The 22983-nt window shown below is 59.2% G+C and carries 12 protein-coding genes; 4 read left to right on the top strand and 8 right to left on the bottom strand.

What is annotated here, in order from left to right:
* Window positions 1-63 precede the first annotated feature (63 nt).
* Window positions 64-543: a VOC family protein gene (locus VSP_RS12630; RefSeq protein WP_009961018.1), complete on the bottom strand. Its 480-nt coding sequence runs from the start codon at window positions 541-543 to the stop codon at window positions 64-66.
* A gap of 310 nt (window positions 544-853) precedes the next feature.
* Here VSP_RS12630 and VSP_RS12625 point away from each other — a divergent pair, with 310 nt between their 5' ends.
* The 3 genes from VSP_RS12625 to VSP_RS12615 all read left to right on the top strand — a co-directional run bounded on the left by VSP_RS12625 (window position 854) and on the right by VSP_RS12615 (window position 3940).
* On the top strand, window positions 854-1228 hold the full coding sequence (locus VSP_RS12625; RefSeq protein WP_075089356.1) for a YciI family protein: 375 nt from the start codon (window positions 854-856) through the stop codon (window positions 1226-1228).
* A 275-nt stretch (window positions 1229-1503) separates the two neighbouring features.
* Entirely contained in the window at window positions 1504-3567 is a 2064-nt protein-coding gene (locus tag VSP_RS12620; protein ID WP_009961016.1) for a TerD family protein, read from the top strand.
* Window positions 3568-3589: 22 nt separating this feature from the next.
* On the top strand, window positions 3590-3940 hold the full coding sequence (locus tag VSP_RS12615) for a DUF6614 family protein (protein ID WP_009961015.1): 351 nt from the start codon (window positions 3590-3592) through the stop codon (window positions 3938-3940).
* Window positions 3941-4061: 121 nt separating this feature from the next.
* Here VSP_RS12615 and VSP_RS12610 read toward each other — a convergent pair whose 3' ends face one another.
* The 3 genes from VSP_RS12610 to VSP_RS12600 all read right to left on the bottom strand — a co-directional run bounded on the left by VSP_RS12610 (window position 4062) and on the right by VSP_RS12600 (window position 9063).
* Complete coding sequence (locus VSP_RS12610) at window positions 4062-4745, bottom strand: GNAT family N-acetyltransferase (protein WP_009961013.1); 684 nt, start codon at window positions 4743-4745, stop codon at window positions 4062-4064.
* Between the two features lie 102 nt (window positions 4746-4847).
* On the bottom strand, window positions 4848-6638 hold the full coding sequence (locus VSP_RS12605) for an ABC transporter ATP-binding protein (protein ID WP_009961012.1): 1791 nt from the start codon (window positions 6636-6638) through the stop codon (window positions 4848-4850).
* 64 nt (window positions 6639-6702) lie between these two features.
* The gene (locus tag VSP_RS12600; protein ID WP_009961011.1) at window positions 6703-9063 is read right to left on the bottom strand and encodes an SGNH/GDSL hydrolase family protein; all 2361 of its coding nucleotides are present in this window, start codon (window positions 9061-9063) and stop codon (window positions 6703-6705) included.
* Between the two features lie 134 nt (window positions 9064-9197).
* Here VSP_RS12600 and coaBC point away from each other — a divergent pair, with 134 nt between their 5' ends.
* Entirely contained in the window at window positions 9198-9761 is a 564-nt protein-coding gene (gene coaBC, locus VSP_RS12595) for a bifunctional phosphopantothenoylcysteine decarboxylase/phosphopantothenate--cysteine ligase CoaBC (protein WP_009961010.1), read from the top strand.
* A gap of 13 nt (window positions 9762-9774) precedes the next feature.
* Here the strand turns inward: coaBC and VSP_RS12590 are convergent, their stop codons facing one another.
* From VSP_RS12590 to VSP_RS12570, 4 genes are all read right to left on the bottom strand, one after another.
* Window positions 9775-11103: a universal stress protein gene (locus VSP_RS12590; RefSeq protein ID WP_009961009.1), complete on the bottom strand. Its 1329-nt coding sequence runs from the start codon at window positions 11101-11103 to the stop codon at window positions 9775-9777.
* Between the two features lie 728 nt (window positions 11104-11831).
* Window positions 11832-12503 (bottom strand): hypothetical protein, encoded by a 672-nt coding sequence (locus tag VSP_RS12580; protein ID WP_157210858.1) that lies wholly within the window; start codon window positions 12501-12503, stop codon window positions 11832-11834.
* On the bottom strand, window positions 12466-22071 hold the full coding sequence (locus VSP_RS35165; RefSeq protein ID WP_009961005.1) for an RHS repeat-associated core domain-containing protein: 9606 nt from the start codon (window positions 22069-22071) through the stop codon (window positions 12466-12468). The genes VSP_RS12580 and VSP_RS35165 overlap by 38 nt, the downstream gene beginning before the upstream one ends.
* Window positions 22068-22868: a hypothetical protein gene (locus tag VSP_RS12570; protein ID WP_009961004.1), complete on the bottom strand. Its 801-nt coding sequence runs from the start codon at window positions 22866-22868 to the stop codon at window positions 22068-22070. The genes VSP_RS35165 and VSP_RS12570 overlap by 4 nt, the downstream gene beginning before the upstream one ends.
* Between the last annotated feature and the right edge of the window lie 115 nt (window positions 22869-22983).

Below are 22983 nucleotides of genomic sequence, written 5' to 3'. Positions count from 1 at the left end.
GACAACAGAATGGCGGCACCGTGTTTCCCCAGGTGCCGCACAAGGTTTTCAGCCATCTCCCGATCAGGCCTCGCCCGCGCAGGAGGAGGATTTCATGGCCTCCTGAATCTGTTCTGGCGTCAGATCACGTACGTGCGTGGCGATGGACCAGTGATGGCCAAAGGGATCTTCCACCTTGCCATAGCGGTCGCCCCAGAAGGCGTCTTCGATCGGCATGATTACCTTCGCTCCAGCATCCACCGCCTGCTGGAAGAGAGCGTCGGCATCCTCCACCTGCAGATGAATCGTCACCGAGGAGCCTTTGAGAGCGGCCGGGCCCATGCAGCCCCAGTCCGGATACTGGTCAACCAGCATCACCATGGAGTCGCCGATCTTCACAGCGGCATGCATGATTTTGCCCTCGGGCGAGGGCAGGCGGCAGATTTCGGTGGCACCGAACGCTTTTTTGTAGAATTCGATCGCGTCTGCGGCCCCATCACAAATGAGGTGCGGCGTCACGGTGCGCATGTCGCTTGGCACTGCTTCCACTTTACTCGTGCTCATATCAAATTGGGTTGGTTAGGGTAGGGTTGGACTTGGGTGGGATGATTCCTGGTTGAATGAGGTTGGGAAAAACCGGTGATCCCGGCGTTTCATCGTCACGACGAACTGGAACGGTCGTTTCGGACATTCACCGCAATTTTATTTAAACTTGGTCCCTCCCACTCCTGCAGACACGCGCATCCGGAACCAGAAATCCGATGCAACCATTTCGTGGCTGTCCAACCAGGGCCCGTCTGATCGTCATTCTGAGGAAACCTGTAACCGCTCACACCCTATGAATTCCACCACCAGCCCTCCCTCATCCCGATTCATGCTCCTTTTCCGTGGTGGCAACGCCAGCCACCACCAAATCTCTCCGGACCAACGGCAGGAACTGCTCCAACAGTGGAATGAGTGGTATCAGCGTCTCTCCAGCCAGGGCAAACTCGAGGGAGGTCACCCTCTCGAAGGCACAGGCCGCGTCGTCTCCCGGTCTGGGAGTCGCACGGTGGCTGGCCCCTTTGTGGAATCCACCGAGGCTGTCGGTGGCTACTTTCTCCTGACGGTGAACACCCTGGAAGAAGCGGTGGAGATCGCCAGCGACTGCCCCAGCGTGCGCCTTGGCCTCACCGTTGAGGTCCGCCCCGTAGCTGACATCTGCCCGAGCCTGCGTCAGCCCCGGGAAGCCCTCGCTGAGGCGGGCTGAGCCATGGCACTCCTGCTTCAACTCGCAGGGGGCCACTTGTTCTTTCCTATACCCAAGCAACAACGGGTTCTATTTTTTTGGTCCTGACTCCCCAGTCAGGCCCCCCGGATGTTTGCGCCATAAGCTTGCAATCACCACGCTGGCGAAGTATTCCTTTCACGGCGGCTCTGAAGATCCTTCCTTCTAACCTTCGAAACCCTAGGGTCCTCGCTTTCCGCCCTATTCAGCGCCCCGGCGGCACACCAGCCGACCGGGGCTCCTGTTTTTCGCCAGCTATGAACTCCATCTACATCCGGCGCCGTAGCAAGGTGACGGTTCCTGCAACCGATGGCGGCACCACGCCCCTGCCCGTCCTCGCCGCGCTCCAGAAGAATCTTGAGTCTCTCGGCTATCTCCTCTCGGAGGAGGTCATTCGTGAATTGAAAAACCTTTCACCCGCGAAAGTGGAAGATTTCTACCTCCGCCTGACCCATGACCTCCAGATCCTGGTAGGTGCCCATCATCCGTTCGAGCCGTTCTACCCCAATTTCCCCGCGCAAGTCATGGAGATGGAAGAAGCGGAGCTCTACTTCCGCGCTGTCATATACTATTGGACGCTGGACCGGCAGCAACTCCCCGCCGAGTCACGGCCTCCTCTGCAGGATCGCCCCTCCCTTCGCATCATCCGTCTGGGTGATACGGCCGATTTCAATCAGGCGATGGCAGAACTCATGCGCTCCCGTGTCGCGTACTCCCCCCAGGACAGAGAGGACATCGCCTGGCTGGCGTCTCAGTACGGCGACAAGGTGCTTCCACTGCTGCCAGCCTGTGTCACCTCCCGGGAAAACCTCGCTTACCTGGGCTCAGAGTTGGTGAAACACACCTCCATTGGGATCGCTTATCTCGACAGTCGGATGAAGACCGCTACAGATGTGTTGCGCCTGGCAGTGGCGCTGAGCGGAGGAGATGTCTCGTTGGCAAAGCCGGTTCGATTTGGCAAAATCGGCCGTCGCTTGCGATTGAAGTTCCTCACATGGCTGGAAAGCTTCCCGAATCGGGTCGAAGATATGTTGCGGTGGAAGCCCCGATGGATCCGGTTGGGAGAGCGTCTCCATCCCGGCGAGCATGCCTCACGTTTTCCGGAAACCGCGAAGGCGTTCGATGTATTACGGAACAATCTGCCCTCATTCACGCTTAACAGCGCGTTGGAGGCAGGACTTCTCCACCGTGATGTTCCTGGTCTTCTCCAGCTGCTCAGGACAAGACCGGGCGAGTTTGCTCGCAGGCTGGATCACCTGGTTAGAATCAGCTCGTCACCAGACGAGGTGGTGACTGCGTTCAGACAGCACGCACACGAAGTTTCCACTTCCGTGTTGCTCCAGTGTCTCGTCCATTTCCGCCATCGCCACTCCCCTGCCCCGCTGAGAACTTTTTTCCCGAAGGGCACCCTTGCGAACGTTTTTGCCACCACAGAGCCTCTCCCTCCCATTCCTGTAGCCATCACGGAGAAGCTCGTCGCCATCTGCGATGAAGCCCTGCTCCAGCACTACGCGAGACTGCCACCACTGGGCCGTTGCTACCTCGATCCCGAATTGAAGGACTACCAAGTCCCTTTCGCTCTGCGATCAGCCTCCAAATCGCTCCGGACCCTGGTACGCGGCAGCCGGCTGTCTTTACCTGACGGGGAGGTTCTCCGCTTCTTCATCTGGTGGAAGAACGGCCGGAGCCGGGTGGACATCGACCTATCCGCCACGATGTACGATGAGAAATTCCAATACGTTGACTTGCTCAGCTACTACAGCTTGAAGAATTTCGGCGGACACCACAGCGGCGACATCGTGGATGCTCCACACGGAGCAGCAGAGTTCATTGATGTCACCCCAGAATTGTGCCGCCAGAAGGGCGTGCGCTACATCGTCATGAGCCTGCACAGTTTCACGGAACAGCCCTACTGCGAGCTCCCAGAGTGTTTTGCCGGTTGGATGGCGCGTTCTGCTCCCAATTCCGGCGAGATCTTTGAACCCTCCACCGTGGTGGACAAAGTGGATGTCGCCGCCAACACTCGCATTTGCCTGCCCGCCATTTTTGACATCGTGGATGGGAAGGTCATCTGGGCGGATATTGCCCTCACCCAACACCCTCGCGTTTACAACAATGTGCAAAGTTCCCTGCGTGGCGTTTCCCTCATGTTGCGAACGCTTGCACAACTGCGCAAACCGGATCTGCACACCCTGTTTGACCTGCACATCCGTGCTCGCGGGCACCATGCAGCAAATCTGAGGGAGGCCGACACCGTCTTCGCGGTTGAACATGGGATAACCCCATTTGACCTGGATCACATCAAGGCCGATTTCTTGTGATAGAGGTACTGGTTCCATTCCCATGACCCACTTTCACGTTTGGTTCAGCTTCAAGGAGGACATACCCGAACAACAAGGACTGGGGGCCGTGGCCGCCTTCCTCTCCAAACTGTGCAAAGAGTCCCGGGCGGTGGACTTTCACTTGGCCCGAAACAACGGCCAGCCTCCCCGGTCCAAGCTCTTGCCCTACCATGCCGAAATTTGTTTCGCCGACGGCGAAGCCTTGGGATCGGCCATGAAACTACAGGCCCAAGAAGGCATCCACGCCGGACTTCACGGCCAGATGTTGGAAGTGATCGCCCAGTTTCACGTTGAAGTGTTTAGCGGAATCGCGATGCACGAAGCCAACACTTCCGAAGCTGCGACAGACTAAAGTTTGAACACACAGACATATCCAACTCCCGCACAGACTCACCTTGTCCAATCTCCAGATAATGTCTAAATCCGACCAACCAAATCCTGCACTCCATCCTGTTAATCCTTCAAAAATCTTGTTAATCCTTTCTCTCAAAACCGTCCTTATCCAGGGGACGCCACTCCCCTGACTCCCAGTCCAGGCCCTCCATTGCGTTGAACTGTTTCTTGTAGTCGTAGTGACTGGGGCCAGTCATGGCGTAGCCAGGATAGTGATAACGGAACCCTTGCTGTCGCGCCCATTCCAGCTCCAGCAGCATGGTGAAGATGCCCAGACTCCGGCGTGACTCATCTGGCTCAAACATGCCGTACACACTGGAGACGGCACGATGTCCGACATCCACAAAACTCACGGCGATAAGCCTGTCTCCCAAACGACACTGGAGTTCGAGGCATTGACACGGTCCTTTCTCGGGAATTTCGCCCAGAAAGCAGGCCAGCGATTCCGGGACATTCTCTTTAAAACGGGCCTTGTGCCGGTCAAACATCGCCACGGTCTCTTCAGAAACCCGTACCGACGTCCAGATTACGGTCAGGTCGGCATTCTTTCTCAGCACCCGGCGCTGGCTCTTGCTGAGCGAGCTAGCCTGCAGATCAATCCGCAGCGGTACAATGCCCTGCCACTGGCCAGCATGCTCCGCCACGCTGTACCGGAAGAACTGCCTCCCAAAATGCCGCCAGCCCGTGGACCACAATAGGTCCATCCCCTCCGGCGGCACGGCCTCCGCGTCCACGGAATCCCAGATCAGCGGAGGGAGGGGCATGGGGAAGAGTTAGGGGTTAGATGTTAGCCGTTAATTGATTGACAACTGCCTTTGGAACTCAAACCACCCATAACCCATAACGTGTAACTCCTCACCTTCCCTTCACTCCTCCAGCTGCAACTTGGCCAACGTGCGGTACAAGCTGTTCTCCCGCGCATAAAGTTCATCATGGGTGCCGCGTTCGATGACGGTGCCGCCGCTCATCACCAGGATTTGGTCCGCCCGGCGCACCGTGCTCAGGCGGTGGGCAATGATGATGCTGGTGCGATTGGCCATGAGCTTGTCCAGAGCCTCCTGGACGAGACGTTCACTCTCGGCATCCAGACTGCTCGTGGCTTCATCCAGAACCAGGACAGCGGGATTGGCCAGAATGGCACGGGCGATGGCCACACGCTGGCGCTGCCCTCCGCTTAACTGGGTGCCACGCTCGCCCACCAGGGTCTGATAGCCCTCTGGCAGCTTCTCGATAAACAGGTGCGCATTGGCCTGGCGGGCCGCTTCCACCACTTCCGCATCTGTCGCATCTGGCCGGCCATAGCGAATGTTCTCCTGAATGGAACCGCCAAAGAGCAGCACCTCTTGAGGAACCAGCGAGAAGTTTTTGCGGAGGGCCGCCAGCGGATAGTCCCGGGCCGGACGACCGTCCAACAGCACCTCGCCCTTCTCAGGCTCGTAGAAGCGGTACAACAGATTGACCACCGTGCTCTTCCCAGCACCGCTGGGACCCACGAGCGCGATCTTCTGCCCCGCCTTTGCTTCCAGGTTGAAGTCTGCCAGCACCGTGGTGTCAGTACGGGAGGGATAGTGAAACCACACGCCCTGCATGGCGATGTCGCCGTGCAGACGCACCGATTCGTCGGGACGGAGATTCTCCTCAGGCTCCTCCAGAATCTCCCGCACGCGTTCCAGGGCACCCACCGCCTTTTGCAGCTGGGAGACCAGCTCTGGCAGCGTGGCAATGGAACCGCTCATGACCGCCGTGAACAGTGTGAGCTGGATGAAACGCTCGCGATCAATCTCTCCGTTGATCACCATGCGTACCCCGAACCAGATGCACAACGTGAGGACGCTGGTGAAAACGAAGATGATAAACGCTACGAACGCGGCCCGCAGCCAGGCCCCACGCATGGCCGCCTTCAGGAAGCTTTCCAGGAAGCCGTGATAGCGCCCGATCTCCTGGGTCTCATTGGCAAAGGCCTTCACACTGGTGATGCTGGTGAGGCTCTCATCCACCACCACCTGGCTCGCGGCCAGCTCATCTTGCGCCATGCGGGAGACCTTGCGGATCCTGGCACCAAAAATGGCCACCAGCAGCACGGCGGCCGGGATGCAGGCCAGCATGAAGAGGGAGAGCTTGACCGACTTCGTGAAGACAAGAACAATCCCCGCCACCAGCATGATGCTATGGCGGATGATCTGAGGGATCGTGGAAACAAGTGTCTCCCGGATCACCTCCACATCATTCGCCAGCCGGGAGCCCAATTCTCCCACCCGGCGGGCCTGGAGCGTAGCCATCGGCAGCTTCAAAATCCGGCTGAAGGTGTCCAGCCGCACCTGAACAAGCGCCCGCTCCGCTGCCTTGCTGAAGAAGAAGATGCGCCAGAAAGCCAGCAGAGCCTGCACTCCCAACACCGTGCCGATGAGCAGCGCGTAGTGATTGATCGTGTGCAACGCCTGTCCCACATCCTCACCATGAGCGGGCACGGCTCGCGCCACGATCTTGCCCATGAACTCCGGAAGCACCAGCGTCAGCAGTGCGGTGATGATCAGCACAAATAACGCCGGAATGAACACCGACGCATGCGGCTTCAGGTACTTGATAAAAAAGCCCGCCTCTTCTTTGAAGCCGGATTTGAGATTGCTCTTGCGCTCGGAGGAGGATGATCGCGACACAGGTGGGTGGATGGAAGGGAGAGAACGATTGATAAACGGAGGCCGGGCAGCCCCCAAAATGAACCTAGTAGAAACGTACCGTCCAACGGGACGTCGGCTTGTCCGTGAGCTCCAGCACCGCCAGCGACTCAGCATCGTCACGGTAGCGGCCGTTGCTGGTCAGGATGAAGGGCAGATAGCTTCCGCCAGTCCCCGCCTCGTTGGCCTGCCAGAGGGAGAACTGGGTGTTGACGCCGACCTGGCTATTGCCATTGCCCATGGCCCACTCATGCAGATAAAGATAAGACCGCGGGACCGTCATGGTGAATCTCCTTGAACCATCCGGGCGGCTTGTCAGACGGGCCTTCACCGCCTTCTCGTCAAAGAACATGCCATATCCCGTGCCAAACACCCATGGAGGCAGAGGCCCAACTTTGGCGTCGCCGTCAGCAGCCGCAGCCGCCACCCGGATGACATCCGTGGTACCGCGCGTGAGCCGTTTGCCATAACTGCGGGCGTCGAGGTTCAAATCCACCTGCAACGCCCCGCCACCACCGGGATTGTCCTGCAGATTCAGGCCAAAGACATCCCAGGTAAGATAGAGGGCGTTCGAGTCCGCATCCGCACGGAAGGCCACACTCGGAGCCGCAGGTCCCGGGATCGGAGGCGTCACAACCTGGTCTCGCACGTAGGCCGCCGGGCTCAGCAACACCGTCGTTTCCTTGAGCCCGAGATTGCGCACCAGCTCGATCTCGCGGTCAAACTTCAAGACTTGTCCGCCGACGCTCACAGTCACGGCCAGGGTGCCTTTCTGGCGTCCCGGGGCATTGGTACCCGTAGGCAGCCTGACCGGGATGGCCAGGGGGTGCTCGCCCTTAGGGACGGCCTTGAAGGCCCCACCCCACGCTTGCCCAAACCATTTGGCCTCCCACTTCCCATCCACTGGCTGGGCACTCGTGTTGATAAGGCGGCCAGTGAGCTCTGCGATATTTTCTTGATTGTACAGCACCCCTGTGTTCCACACCAACGCCACAGGCGTCATCGTGGCCCGCACCACTTCGATCCGGACAGTGTCGCCGCTGGTGATGACCACCGGCAGGCGGAGGTAGTAGTCCTGACTGGGGAGTAAATCCATCCTCCCTCCGCCCGAGGCGGGATCAGGAGCGGCACTCCGTTCGTAGGTAATGTTTACCATCGCCTTTTTGCCAGCTTTCAAAGTCACACGTGAGGGGGCATCCAGGGGACGCAGGCTAGAAGTGACCAAGGGCAGGACTGTGTAGGTCCGCTCCTCCAGGGTTGGATTCTCCAACCGACAGGCCAGCTCGCACTTGCCGCCGCTCACCAGATTCGCCGTGGCACCGCCCACTTCCCAAGGCACCGGCCGGGGCCCGTTTAGAAGCTCGGCAAACACCCTCTTGCCCAGGGCTCGCTGGGTGACGCTATTCGGATGCAGCCAGTCTGGAGGATTTACCATCTGGAAGCGCTGCTTCATCGCATCCACCACCTGCTGGAAAAGTCGCATCGCGATCTTGTCTGGATCTGGATCGTAGTCCTTGGCCACGGGGTTCTCCACCTTGGGTGCCGGAAGCGGCGCAGGCGGTGGATTACCATCCACGGTAGGCACGGGCGGCACCACGGTTGGTGGCGCGGCGGCAGTGGGCGCTGTCGCAGTCCCGGGGCTGCCTGCGGCGGCGGGATCCGTTTTGGGCTTTTTGGGCGGACCGAGTGGAGACTTGCGGTCATCCACCTTGAGCAGCCAGGAGAGATCTCCCAAATCTGCGAAGAAGACCCCGTTGGCCTCTGCCACCTCCCGCATCACATCCGCGTAGGGGCGGGTGTGGGCCAGCCCCTGCTCGGGGACATCGCTCATGATGACGGTGGGACCACAGAGAATCAGGTCTGACTTCTCGGCCGCGACCAGATTCACCACTTGCTGCACGTAGCTGCGATACACCTCCAGAGGGAGCCCAGAGTTGGCATCATTGATGCCGTAGCTCACGATCACGATGTCAGGCTTGTTTTCAAAAGCCACCGTCGTGAGGGGTTGGGTCGCGTGCAGCATGAGACGACCGCCACGGGAGAAGTTCTGAAGCGTGATCTCCGGCCCCTGCAGGGAGTGCATCTTCTCCGGCTGCCCCTTGGGGGGACGAATGAGGCGGAGCCCGCCTGTGTAGGCGAACTGGTCTGCCAGTTCCTGGAGGAACACACCGCTCCATGCTTTTAGGGCGTTGCCATTGTCGGCGTCGTTGCTTTGCATGTTCATCACACTGTCACCGATACAGATCGCGTGAACGGGCTGACGACGCAGCAACTTGGCATAGGCGCGGGGCACGAACTTTCGCAGCCGCACCTCCTGCTCCATGGTGAGGTCATAACTGGCCGCCTGGAGACCCTGGGTTGCCAGCAGCGCAAAACAAACAACCAGACGGATGAGGGAAGTTGCCATTGGGGGGGTGGTCATCGGGAACAGGCTATTTCCACCATGGGCGCGGCATTTCCAGCACGAAATCACACTCAGCCCACCGGTCGAATTCCAGCGTACTTGGCAATCAAGACCTTTCACGCTAGTTTCCTGCCCTGATGAAAAATGTCCTCCTGGGTGTCACCGGCTCCATCGCCGCCTACAAGGCGGCAGATCTCTCCAGCCAGCTTGTGAAGCGTGGCTGCAAGGTCACGTGCATCATGTCCGCCGGGGCTCAAGAATTTATCACCCCTCTCACCCTTCAAGTTCTGTCACGCAACCCTGTGGTGACGGGCCTGTTTGATGAGAAAGAAAGCTGGCGGCCGGGGCACATTCATCTGGCCGATCATGCCGACCTTCTCCTGATTGCCCCGGCCACGGCGAATACGCTGGCTTCCCTGGCGCACGGCTTTGCAAACGACGCCCTCTCCGCGATCGCCCTCGCCACGCTCGCTCCCGTCCTCATTGCTCCTGCCATGAACGGGCATATGTGGTCCCACCCGGCCACTCAGCAGAATGTGAGCACCTTGAAGAGCCGCGGGGTCAAGTTTATCGGCCCGGATGAAGGCATGCTGGCCTGTGGCTATGAAGGCGCAGGTCGATTGTGGCCAGTCGAAGGTATTGTGGACCGCGCCATGAGCATGCTGGAAGCCAGATCCGCCTCCCTGCCGGTCGAGGAATGAGCCCTGCGAATCGTCAGCCCTCACGGGCCGGCACCGCCAAAACGGGAATCCGCGAGTGGGCGAGCACCGCCTGTGCCACGGATCCCAAGACCGCTGCCACCACGCCTGTGTGCCCGCGGGTGCCCATGCAGATGAGATCCACGCGGCGCCGTTCCGCCTCTTCGCAGATCGCTCCTGCCACATCGTGACGGTGGACGGACTTCACGTCCACTCTCAGCCAGCGTGAGGCCAGCTCCTTGGGTACCAATGCCAAGAGCCGCGCCTCCTCCGCTACGGAGTGCGCAGCCCCATCCTCCAGGATCACAGCGTCCCCTTTGCCAAGAGGTGCCACGTGAAAGAGGTGGATACTTCCGCCATTTTCCAGCATGCCGTAGGCAAAACGAAGTGCCGCGTTTCCGTTGCGAGAAAAGTCCGTCGCCACCAGCACGCTACGCACGGGCGAAACAGAAAAGTCAGGGGTGTAGGAGGCCAGAGGCACACACAATACGTTCCGAGCCGCCTGCCCAAGGACCCCACGAGAGAAAGAGGGGCCCCGCAGCCGTTGCAACCCATGCCACTGGTGAGCCCCTACCACCAGCAATCCACTTGCCAATTCCTCCGCCAGTCGAACAAACTCGTAGTCGAGCCTGCCCCCCGTCCCACGCACATGCGCCCGCACGGGCACCCCCTCAAGCAGGCCGCCGACCCGCTCCCAGAGATCGCGCTGATGGCTTTCCATCGTTTCCTTCCACTCAGCATCCCCCTCCGGGTTGCCCTCTCCGCCCTCCTGCCAGGGCCAGTCATGAGGCCATTCGATGAAAGCAGCGTCCACTTCGCAGGGGGCCACTTTGGCAAGGGATTTGACGGCCAAAAGCCCGGCATCTGCCGAGATGGAGAAATCCACCCCACAGAGGATTTTCAGAGGAGTCCCCTCACGCAACCACTTCAGCAGTGGAGCTGGCTGCCTCACCACCAGCGTCGGCACTGGCACCGCCTCGGCCACCCGTTCGGCCACATTTCCAGTGAGCCAGCGGCCCGCCATCCCACGACCGGCTGACCCCAACACCACCATCCGGGTGTTTTCCTGATGGGTCCCCAGCACCACATCATCCACTGCCCTGCCAAAGTGCAGATCCGTCTCCACCTCCGCGCCGAGCGCCCGCAACCTCCCCGCCTCTTCCTCCAGCGCAGCCTTTGCCCGGTCCTCAATCTGACTGATGATCGGCATTTCCACACTCACGACCGCATCCGGGGCGCTGTGCTGGAGTTTGAGGGGCATCTTCATCTTGGCCGCGAGCAATGCAGCCACCTCTGCCGCCCCTTGGGCAGACTCCGAAAAATCCGTGGGACACAAGACATGCATGGCAAACGTCCTCCCAGGAGTGACCCCCACTCCCATTGTTGGTTCATCTATAGCATCGTATTCCGCGCCTCGTCGGCTTGACGAATCCTGCGGATCGTCAGGCGCTTCTTGCGGCCTCACCCGGCCACCACCACCGCGGAGTCTTGGACAAATAGGGTTGTTTAGCCAGACCAGAATCGCGCACCAGATGACAACTCAAGACACCCCCTCACCGTCGCGGGGTCCTGCTGCCAGGCCGAAATTCTTCTGATATGGCTCCGATCCTCCTGCCGTCTCGTCGGAGCCTTGCCACTTGGTTGTGGCAGACTCCAGTCGAAATCCCCATCGAGCTTTTTCGCCCACGTCCATTTTGCCCCAGACGTGGTTTCCCACGCCAATAAACAGCAACAGCACAACGCAAAGCTGGAGGATCAATCGCATCGTCGCTTGCTGCGCCCCCCTCGCCATGAGAACCGGTGGTTGACGATGGCCGACCCACAGGCAAGTTGCGCATGACATAGCCAGACAAGTCGCGTGTCTAACCTGGTTCGTGTGCAAGAGGCAGGTTGAAATAGACCGCTTTAACCCTCCCCAATGGTTGCCGGGGACCAACACTGGATGGTGGCGGGACCGTGTGTTGATGCGTTCGGATGGTAAGAGAGCATGCCCACAAAGCCTCCGCTCACGAGGAGCCTGTTTTGGTGCTTATTTTGCGAAAGCAGGCTGTTGGCACGGCCTGCTTTGGGTTGTCACTTTTCACTTTTGAAGTGAGCGATAGGTGTGCCATCAACTTGATCGAGATTTTGCCTGCTGAGTTGTGCGAGTATACCAAGATGAAGGTCCACAGATTCAACCTCAAGATTGTCAACGGTTCGATCACCGCCAGCTATGAGCGGCAACTTAAATGCTAGATGCTCCTTATGTGATGGCCATTTGCCGCGAAGCCGAACAGCTTTGATCAGTTCACCATCAAGAGCACCGGAGCCAAAAGGGTCAACCAAAGCCTCGATGAACCAATTGATCCCGCCTTCCAAAGCCTCGATCTCACCGCCTTCGCAATAAAACTTCACAAACTGGCGCTTACCGCGAAAATCGTAGCCGTATTGGTCTCCAAAAACATCCTCAGCGATGAACACAATTCCGTGAGCAAGTGGACCGTAAGCCTGCTTCCATTCCGACCGGTTCCACTGTTCTAGACTCGGGAGTTGATCATCATGTCCAAATCCAAAAACTCGGAACAACCCATCGCCTGTGATGAAGCCATCAGCAACTCCAAGTAGCGTAATCAGTCCTTTCGGACACTCATATCCCACGACATCCTGAGGAACCTCCCCAGAGGGGGGGCGCCGATACCGCAGGACTGGTGCAAGGTGGTCTTCGATTTCACTCATCATCAACGAATCGGTCAATTGGGGTTCCATCTGGATGCTGCTTCCGTCCTTGGCCTTGCCCGCCTACGCTCCTGTTCACACGGCTTGGCGTTGACCGGATGTTCCCGATGTCATCAGCACCGCCAAACTGTAAATCAAGCGCATGATCGGCGTCGTGTCCATCTTCAATCATTCCTTGCTGTCTGGCTTGCTTCTGTGCCTTTCCATCCCGCACAGGACTGTGCACTACTTTTGCCTTACCTGCTGCGGCTTGTTCATTCATAGCAGCCAGCTTAGCGTTCCAATCAGCATCTGACACACCTGGGGGTTTCTTCAGCGGATAGTCGATTCCCCCTTTTGTGGCTTTCTTGCCGCCTTTGACAAATATTTCCGTCAACCCCTCAGCTCCCGCCTGCAAGGCACCCATCCCATCACCTTCAGCAAGGGAGGCTACGGTTACCCCTGCAGCCATTGCAATCTTCAGCTTCTTGCCACCAAAGTCGTCGACTCCGGCCTTGGCGACGTCCAGGAGGGTTCCTTCTCCTCTGATTGCAAGGTTTTCCAACGCCTCCGCTGTCGCGCTTCCAGGCGCAAGAGCGTCGAGGGCTCCTTTGGAAGTCGCGTGAACGATTTTCGCAGATTGACCCGCTATCTGGAACGACTTGTTTTCACTCAACGCAACACAAGTCTCGTCGGACAACAGACTTGACACCTTGTCGGCGAAAGGCTCCGCGACATGCTCGTCAAATTTGTCGACGAGGTACTTCAGGAACAATCCATCTGGATCGAAGCTCGTCCAAGGATTCTGCCGGACGTAAGCATAAACGTTGGGGCCGTCCACAAACCCCGCAGGGTCCTTTGACAGGAACACTCCTGTCTCCAGATCCCGGTACCGGAACCCTTCATTGGCATACCCCGGCACATCCCGGTCCTTGCTGTTGCTCTTCTGGCGGTCTTGGGTACTGCCGGACTCCGCCTTGATCTCGCCCCAGGCTTCGTAGGCGGCCTGATAGGTCAGGGCTCCCACGCCGTCGGTCTTGGCCACTACGTCGCCACGGGCGTTGTAGTGCGTGTAGCTGGGCGTCCCAGACCGCAGGGAGTACAATAACCCGCCCACACCGCCGCCAATGTCGCTGCCGCGAACCAACTCTGCGGAGAGCACGCCGCCATCGAACTCCTGCACCGAGGTGCCACCGCTGAACACAAACTTCGTCGCTGGCACCGCATCCTTGACCGTCTCGATCCGCCGGGTGCGGTAGTCGTACACAAAGGAGTAGAGCCCCTGCCCTTCTCCCGTGTTCTTGTCAAAGCTCACCAAGCGGTTCTCATAGTCCCAAGCCAGGGCATCGCCGTTCGCCCCCTGGGTACGGGATGCCCGGTTGCCGTTGAGGTCATAAGTGTAGCTGACGGTACTTGTGCCGTCTGTCCACCCGGTGAGCTGGTTGATGCTATTGTACGAGTAATCCGTGGTACCTGGGGTAGGGCCGCCCGTCACGATCTTCTGCGAGCGGTTGTTGGCGTCATCGTACCCATAGGTCACGCTCACGGTTCCACTGCCTGCCGTGGTCGTGGACTCGGTCACGAGGCGATAGACGTCGTCGTAAGTGTTGACCACCGTGCGATTGGCCAGACCGGAGGGATAGACTTCCGAGACCTGGGCCACATTGCCCACCAGGTCGTGCTTCATGGTCTGCGTGTAGAGCAGGCCGGACGCAGCGGTCATCCCCTGGATCTGGGTCGCCCGATTGAGCGCATCGTAGAGGGTGGTGGTGGCATCGCCATTGGGCAGGCTGCGGATGGACACCGCCCCGACTGCATTGTAGGCATAACTGGTGATCCGGCCATTTTCCGTCATCGTGGCCAGCCGGTTGAGCGCGTCATAGGTGCTCACAATCTCCCGGCCTGTGCCCCCGTAGGTTACCAGGGTGCGGTTACTTGCCAGGTCATAGCGGTACTGGTGGGTCACCCCGCCGGAAGTTTCGCTCTGCGGACGATTGAGTGCATCATAGGTGTAGGCCACGTCAGCCTTGCCAGCTTTGCCGGGTTCGGAGACTCCAAGGAGGTTGCCCACCGCGTCGTAGTCATAGCTCCGGTTGTCGGCCGTGCGTCCCACGTAGGTGACCGTCTCCAGCCGGTGACGGTCATCGTAGCCGTACTCCGTGCGCTGGCCCATGGCATCCACCCGGGCGGTCTTGTTGACGTTGTTGTAAACGAACACCGTCTCCCGGTTCAAGGCATCACGGATGACCGTGTTGCGGTTGAGCCCATCGTATTCAAACTCAGTGCGCTGGTTCTTGCCATCGATCACCGCCGTACGGTTGCCGACCTTGTCATATTCGTTGGTCACGACCATGCCTTCCGCATCGGTGGTGGTCTCCAGCCGCCCGAGGTCGTCATAGGTGTTGGTGGTGACCTTGCCGTTGGGGTCTGTGACCGTGAGCACATGACCGCTCTTGTCATAGGTGGTGACGGTGACAGGACGTGCGGTAGTGTTGTCTGGTTTGGTCACCAGCGGCCCTTTGTGGGTGAGCATCCGGTTGGCCTCATCGTAGGTGTTGTTCGCAGGGTAACCGCGGGCATCCACGACCTGGACGACATTCCCCACGTCGTCATAGTCGGTCTCAATGGTAGGGTGGACGTAAGCAGCCGTTTCCGCATCCCACACCTCTGGATGCTTTTCGGACACCTTCCGATTGCGATTGTCGTATTCATACTCCCAGCGCCGCCCCAGGGCGTTGATGGTGGCGGACACATTGCCTGCTTCATCGTACTCGGTCCGCACGACGGGCGACTCTGTAAGGCCGGTGGCGGTGTTGAACACTGGAGGCAGGGTCACCTTCACCGCTCTGGCAGCCCGGTCATACTCCGTCGCGGTGGTCCTTCCCAGCTCATCCTGGGCTTTCCATTTGAGACCTGTGGAAGTGTAGAACGACTTCTGGAAGGTGGCGTCATCGAAGGTCACCTGCGCCGGCCGGTTGAGCGCATCGTACTCGGTCGACATGTGCTTGCCGAGCGGATCGGTCACCTCGATGGCATTGCCCACGTCATCGTAGTCCGTCGTCGTAATCGCCACCGCGCCCGGGCCATAACCTGTCCGCGTCTCGACCGCCCGGTAGAGGGCGTCGTAGGTGACACCGGTGACATATCCCCTGGGGTCTTCGCTGCGCGTGGGTTTGAAGGGCGTGGAGTCAAAGACGCTGCCACCGCTGTTGGCTCCGTACTGAAAGAGCGTGGTGGCGCTCATGGGGGCATGCTGCTCCTTGAGCCGTTGCAGCCCGTCATACACATAGGTGGTGACCTTGGCACGTGAGTCGGTGGAGGTCGTCACCGAGCCGACAGCGTTGTAGGCTTGCTGGGTGACCAGATCCGGGGCGTCAATCACGCCATTGCCGTTCATGTCACGAGCCTGCCTGATGACGCGGTTCAAGCCATCGTACTCAAACAAGGTGGCATGGCCATTCTCGTCCTCCTCCCGGACCTTGTTGCCCCGGCTGTCGTAGGCGATTTCCTTTTCCGTGGCATCCGGGTTCTCCACCCCGATGAGCCGGTTGCGTTTGTCATAGTGGAACCACGTCGTATGCCCGCGTGGATTGGTCACCGATCGCTTGCTGCCATTGGGCAGGTAGGTGGTGGTCGTGGTCAGAGCCAGGCCGCTCGGGGCCACGATTTCCTGCGCCACCCGGCCTGCGCCATCAGGAACATACTCAGTAACAAGGTCTCCGGCCCACGCAGGATCTCCTGCCAGAGACTTCACGGTCTTTCGAGTGATGAATCCGGGGAACTGGCTGTCTCCATACTCGAAGGCGGTCTGCTGCACCAGGGTGTTGGTGCTGGAATAAACGGACTCCTGGGTCCGCCGACCGAGGGCATCCGTATCATAGACCGTCCGCTGCCCCTCTTCATCCACCACCTGGGTCATGATCCGGCGGCTGTCGTAGCTGAAGGACCTGGTTTTGCCCAGCGCATTGGTCTGGGAGGTAGGATCTTCATAGAACCCGTTCAACCCGGTGCTGAGCGGCAGAATCTGCCTGTACTTTACCGGGGCCGCCCAGGCATCACCAAAAGCAAAGGTCGTCGTATTGCCAGAAAGGTCCGTGCTGCTGTTCAGCGCCATACCTGCTTCCTCAGAAAACTGGAAGGTCTCCGTGCCGTAACCTTCGTGGGTCACAGCCATGGTCGTGAAATAGACAATCTTGGGGTCGCTGACGTCCTGGGAGGGGAAGTATTCCCGGAAGGTGTCCACCTCATGGACCACCCCATCGGACCACTGGTAGGTGCGGGCGTGGCCCTCCGCGTCGATCACGCGGGTTTTGCGCAAGCTGTCTGCCGTCAGCCGGGCTTTGCCCTGGGGGTCTCGTTCGATCTTGACCTTCGAAAAGTCCTCGAACTCGGTCAAACCTGCCCCGTCAGGCAAGGTGACCTTCTTCACCTGGCGCGGATGGCCTGTGGTGGCGTAGTACCCGGCGAGCTCGGGGTTGTCGCTGTCCCACTTGAAATTGTATTTCCCTCGACCGGTGTTGGTCCCGTCATGGTTGTACCGGTACTCGAAGCCATACACCTTCCCATTGGGGTCCTGCACCGAGGCCAGGTCGCAGTGGATGTGCACTGTGCCTGGGTCAGTGATTTCCGGCAACCTTGGCGTAAGATCGGCCTCTTGCGCAAAGTCGTAGGTGAACTGCGTCTCCGCCCCATCAGGCGCAGTGATTTTTTGCAGGAGCCAGACATTCCTGGTGTTGTCATGAACGTAGCTGTACTGGGTCTTGTTCCAGTTGGGGTCCCAGATGGCTGTCACCAGGCCGTTGGCATTCTGCTGGATGAAGAGGGCCTGATCGGCGCGACCGTCCACACTGATGACCTTCGGCACCAGAGTCTCCAGGGTCTCATAGTCATAAGAGAGGGACTGCCCGAGCCGGTCGGTGACCGTGGCCAGGCGGTAGTAGGTGGTCTTCTCCTTCGCGCCATGACCCGCAAGCCGGTCCTGCGCCACTTCATGGAGGAGGCTGGTGGCTTCAAACCGCAGCACCGAACCAAACTTCTTCCTGAAGACGAGCCGATCGTCCTCAAACGCCAGACTGGCCAGGTAAGCCGCCTTTTCGTGCCGCCCGGTCGGCATCGGGAAGAACCTGGTGAACGACACCCCACCGACGGTTTCCTGGTAGATGGCAAACCGGAAGGTGGAGCCGTTTTCGTCGGTCACATAGGCATAGTTGGGCTCAGGGTTGGTGCTGGAGTTGTTCCCGGGACTTTCGACGATCCGCACTGCGGACACCAGGTTGCTGCCCCAGGCCGCGCCAAATGGGCGGTCCACTCGTTCATGCGGCCGCAGACCGCTGCGTGTCGTCCAGATCTCCGTTTGAAAATCCCGCCGGATTTCGAGGGGCAGTTCGGTTCCGGGCGTAGGCACATAGGCGTCCGTGGAACTGTAGCGCAGCCCGAGGGTCAGCGCGTCCACAAAGGTCTCCTCCGCCTGCTGGTCATCTTCGCTGGCCGTTTGAGGTTTGCCATCAGGGAGGGGGCGGCCGTTGAGCGCGATCTTACGATACCTGGCTCCTGCCGACTCATCCACCGGCACACTCAGGCTGCGGCGAGGTTGAAACTCAAAGGCGGCCGCCTCCGTGTTCAAGGTGGTACCATCCGGGGCCTTGAAGGTGATTGAAAAATCAATGCGGTCTCCATCCACGGCATTTTCTCCGACGTAGACCCGAAAAGTCATGCCATATTCCTCGTAAGTCATCACCTGACCACGGGAGAGTTTCACCCACTGCCCGCTCGCGCGGTGGTAAGCATGGATCTCGATGTCATCATCGCCGCTCCAGTTGACCACATGGCTGTAGCCGTCATACACCATTCTTTCCAAGTGGAAAATCAATGCCCCGTCCTCCCCTTTCCCGACTCTGACAGGGTGCTCCAATTCATCTTCATCAAGGCCGCCCCAGCCGCCGTTTCCAATTTCAAGGCGGGGCAGGAACCGCAGCTCAAAATGGCCATTTTTTGATTTCACAGTGCCGTCCAGCTCGTACTCGGGACTCTCCGACGCAGACGAGGAGTTGATGGTCCAGCTCCTTATGTTCTGAACAAAAGTGCGCTCCTCCTCGGGTTCTGCACTTTCTTCTTCAACATACACCTCCATCCATTTGACCGTACGCCCTGAAGCGGGAAATGCCGAGAGTTTGTACTTAACTTTGCCTGCACCGTAATAACTGTGTTCTCTGTGCAGGTTGCGACCGCTAGTAAGTGACTGTTGATAATGCGCGTTGAAGAACTCCAAAATCAGTGGAATTCGGTCCCACTCCTGCGGATAGTCACCCAACAGATTGTGCGTATCAGAGATGAATGTGGCAACGGGATACTCATCACTTAATGTCGCCGTCCAGCTGCCAGAATCAAGATGGTAACTGCCTTGAAGCGTCGTCGGGTTGATCCTTTCAATGCTAAATTCCGTATATGGCACGTCATGACGTTGCCCCGCAGAATCCACACTGATACTCCTTCGGCCAGTCCAATTACCTGTATCCGGGTCAACGGTGGCCGAGTAGGAATCAGAGGAATAGTTGCCAAAGATGTCGTACTCGTAAGTCGATGTGGAACTCGAACCCTCGTAAGAAAGGTCGTAGTTTAAATCGTTAAATTCATCAATGAACAGATCCACCGAGATCGCCGAAGTGCCACTTTCGCTCACTCCCCACAAATCTCTGACCACGGAGATGTTCCAAGTCACAGTTTCACGGAGGTAGTGCCTCGGCACCCAGCCCGAGTCCCCGTATGCATAGTCACGAATGCCAGGATTAATCGCAAAGGCGATCTTTTTCTTGGCATCGAGAGATCTCAACAGCGGGGGTTCATAAGCGGCCACAGACGACGGTTCTGTTGCAAAGGTCTGGCCATTCAACGAGACCACAGTGAATAGGCGGTAGTGATATCGGGTATCGCCCTCCAGCCCCGTTTGGGCCACGCTCAGCGTCCCTGACCCCGAGACCAGTTGAACGAATTGCCATGGACCATCGCTCACCTTCCGCTCCAGGATGTATTGCAATCCAGGAACAACGGTGTTCCATTCGATGGTCAGTTTCGTGGGATCGAAACTTTCATCCCACTCCGTCATGCCGTTGAGCCGATCAGTAGACGTCAGGGTCAGCGTTGAGACCCGGGGATCCGTGGGATCCAGGTCCAAGTCGGGAGCATCGCCCCCCCCTCCAGCACTGGGCGCGGCATTGGGGTCCCCATATCCTCCGCCTCCTGCAAGGCCCGATGAAGTGTAGGCGGAGAATGACACCGTGACAGGCGGTTGACTGAGCACGCCAGCAATGATCCGATTGAGAGGGTTAGTTCCAGGCAGGAAAACCGCCTGGGCCACGCCCTGCCCATCCGTCGTGGTCGAATAAATGGCCGGAATCCCCGACGCCCCCAGCACCGACCCATTGCCATCTCCCACCGCGTAGCGTACGGGAGCCCCGGCAATGGGCACCCCGGCTGCCGTGGTCACCTTGATGACCAGCGGGGCAGCCAGGGCGCCCCCCACCCCTCCGGTCTGGTTGTTTCCACTTACCAACAACACTCTCGGGGTGTCGCCATTGAAAAAGTCCCTCGGGGATGTACCTTGAAGGTATTCGTCGAGATTGGATCTCTGATCTTCGTCCTCATCCCCCCCGCCATTGTGGACGAGGTCTCCAAAATGCTGCAGCTCCCATGCGTCGGCCAGACCATCGCGGTCCGTGTCTGCCAACACTTGTAAGGTCACCGCCTGGGAATCTCCCGGCGTACCCAGATCATCATAAGCGCGAGCCGTGAGCTGGAATGTGCCGACGGGCAGGTTGCTCCAGTTCAACTGGTAGGGGGCGGTGCTGTCCTCGCCCACCTTGGTCGTACCGGCATAAAACTCCACCCTCGTGATGATACCGCTCTCGTCCTCCGCTTCCGCCTTGAGAGCCAGCGTCTGCCATTGCAGTGCCACCGTGGGAGCGACCGGCTCGACCAGCACTACCGATGGCGCCCCGGGATTCACCCTCATCGTCACCGCAGCCTCAATCCCAGCCTGGTCGGGATGATCGTGATCGACGGTCAAGCCCCCCTCCAGGAGACCGGAAGTCAGCAAGGTGGCCTTGAAGACCACCTCCAAATCGACCCCCTGGCCTGCTGCGAGCGTGCCTGAAAGCGGGGTGACTCCGAACCAGCGGACTTCGGGAACGATCTGGACCGCGAGTTGATTCTTCAAATACGGGGCGTCGTGCGCCACCGTGACCCCGATGTCCCGCGAGGGGTTCTGAATGCCCACCGTGGCACTGTCCAACGTTCCAGTCAGGGTCTTGTAGAAGTACTCGATCCTGCCGTTTTCATGCAGGACGATCTGAAACGTCACCGTGCCGCTGCCATCCACAAGTCCGACTCCTTCGAACTGGACGATGCACCTGTCGCCCTGATCGAGGAAATAGATGTCGCCTGTCTCTCCGGGGTTTAAGTCATCGAAGAACGCCGCAATCAGGCCGCCCGGGACACTGCCGCCCGGCAGGGAGGCGTTGCCATAGGCATCAGAACCCTCACCCAGCGTGAGATAGCCGTTGGAACTCACAAAAATCTCATCGTAAAACGTGCCGTAAAATGGGAATTCAAAAGACAACGGCACTGCCTCAAAGTCATCGTCAGCGTCCGAGACCGCGGAGAGCAGGGTTCCCGTGGCACTGATGTCCGTCCAGCTGTAGGGCGGCCCCTGCGGTATGTCCGAGTCCAGCCAGTCGTAAATCTGGCCGTCTCCAGGCACGACGGTGTTCTCTAGTGACAGGGCATAACTCACCCCTTGTTCGCTGTGATTGACCAGTCGCAGCGGGCGGGCAGCTTCAGTGCCCGCAGGAACGGTGGCAGCCACCGCCAAAGGTGTCAGGGTCAAGGGGGTGCTGGAGACTTGGAACGCAACAGGAGTCGCCGGTCCCGTCACCGCCGATACCGTTCCAAACGGCTGCGGACTGGCAGGCTGCTGGAAGTACACCCGGGCGTTGCCGGACGCGTCTGTCTGAATCAGGAGAGAATCCGACAGTGATGGACTGCCCAGGTTGGTTGCCGCCAACTTCCCGCCGCCAGTTCCCACGGCAAAAGTCACCGGTGCGTTCACCAGCGCCGCGCCCGTACCAGCATCCCTGACCCTGACCACCAGGGGACTTCCTGTGAATTGCCCTGTCGGGGCATATTGATTGTCACCCGCGAGTTGCTCCAGAACCGGGACCACCGTTGCGCTTCCCTGGCGATAGTAGTTCAGAGGATCCCCTCCTGCGGCGAGCTCTTGGGCATTGCCCATCCCGTCGCCATCGAAATCAGCCACCTCCGGATCTCCGCCTGCCGGAGCATCGGAAAGCCGCAGCCGGAAAAACTGCCGCTCTGCCGTGCTGCTGAACCCCCAGCTGATGACTTCCCCGCCGCCTGCCTCGACCACCGGCACATAATGCCAGTTCACGAGATCGTCAGATTGCTGGATGAAGTAGGTCCAGCCGCTCCGGCCCCACCAGGAGAGGTTGTACACACCGGTGCTTTCTTGGGTGAGTTGCAACCCTTCATTGGGGTCGCTGGCCGTGGGAGCAGACAACACCGGGGCGCACAGCAACGCTACCAGAACCGCAAGCAGCCTCCTCATGGCTGCACCCCCTGTGCCACGGGATAACGCTGGCTCTTGACCGGCCAGAACTGGATCACTGTGTTTTGCGGTTGCGGAGGATGGTCCCTCAAAAACGCCTCCCGTTGCAGGCGATCAGCCTCACGTTGCTGCCGGGCCTGCTGGAGCGCCGTTTTATTGGCGTCAAAATGCGCCAGCAACGCCTCCATGCCTTGGCAGTCCGCCTCGACATGGGCCGGGTCAGCTGGTCCGTCCAAAAGATAACTCGTATACCCGGCCGGGAACGAGGCGAACGCGGGCAACTCGATCATCGGATAACCCGCCGCCTGACGATCTGCATTGTGCAGGCTGAGGCTTTCAGCAGTTTCATTGCCTAGGGCCATGAACAGGGAGTAGCCGGCCTCCGTGGTTTCGAAGGATCCAATGCCCGCCGCATCGTTGAAATCCGCATTCACATAGGCCCGGTACGACCTTCCCTCAATCGACCACCGGACCAGAGAAACCTGATGGTCATACACCGTACATGACAGGAACAACATCTGATGAGGCTTGGGAGAAACCTCTTCCTCGAACTGGGAGGCGCCCTCGACGGCCACCACCTGCGGCGGCCCCGGCACTACCGAAGACGCAGGGGCGCGGTCCAACCTTTGCATGATGATCTGACGACCGTTTTCGTGAACCACCGCCTCTTGCAGCACCTGTGGGGCGGGTACCACTTCGGATTGGGACTCGACGGCAAAAATCGCCAGCCCTGCGGCAGCGATGCCGCCTGCCGCGGCCAGCAAGATCTTGGGAGATCGGGACGAGTTGGGATTCATGGGGGAGTTTGGGAAATTAGCCAACTTTCCTCCATGCATCAGTTAACATTCACCAACCAGCAAGCAAAACTCTGTTACATTTTCAAGTGCGCCAACGCCCCCGTCGCGCCAGAAG

The organism is Verrucomicrobium spinosum DSM 4136 = JCM 18804, from assembly GCF_000172155.1.
GTDB classification, from domain to species: Bacteria; Verrucomicrobiota; Verrucomicrobiia; order Verrucomicrobiales; family Verrucomicrobiaceae; genus Verrucomicrobium; species Verrucomicrobium spinosum.
Note: the sequence above shows the minus strand (reverse complement) of the source record. Positions and strands in the feature narration are given on the sequence as shown.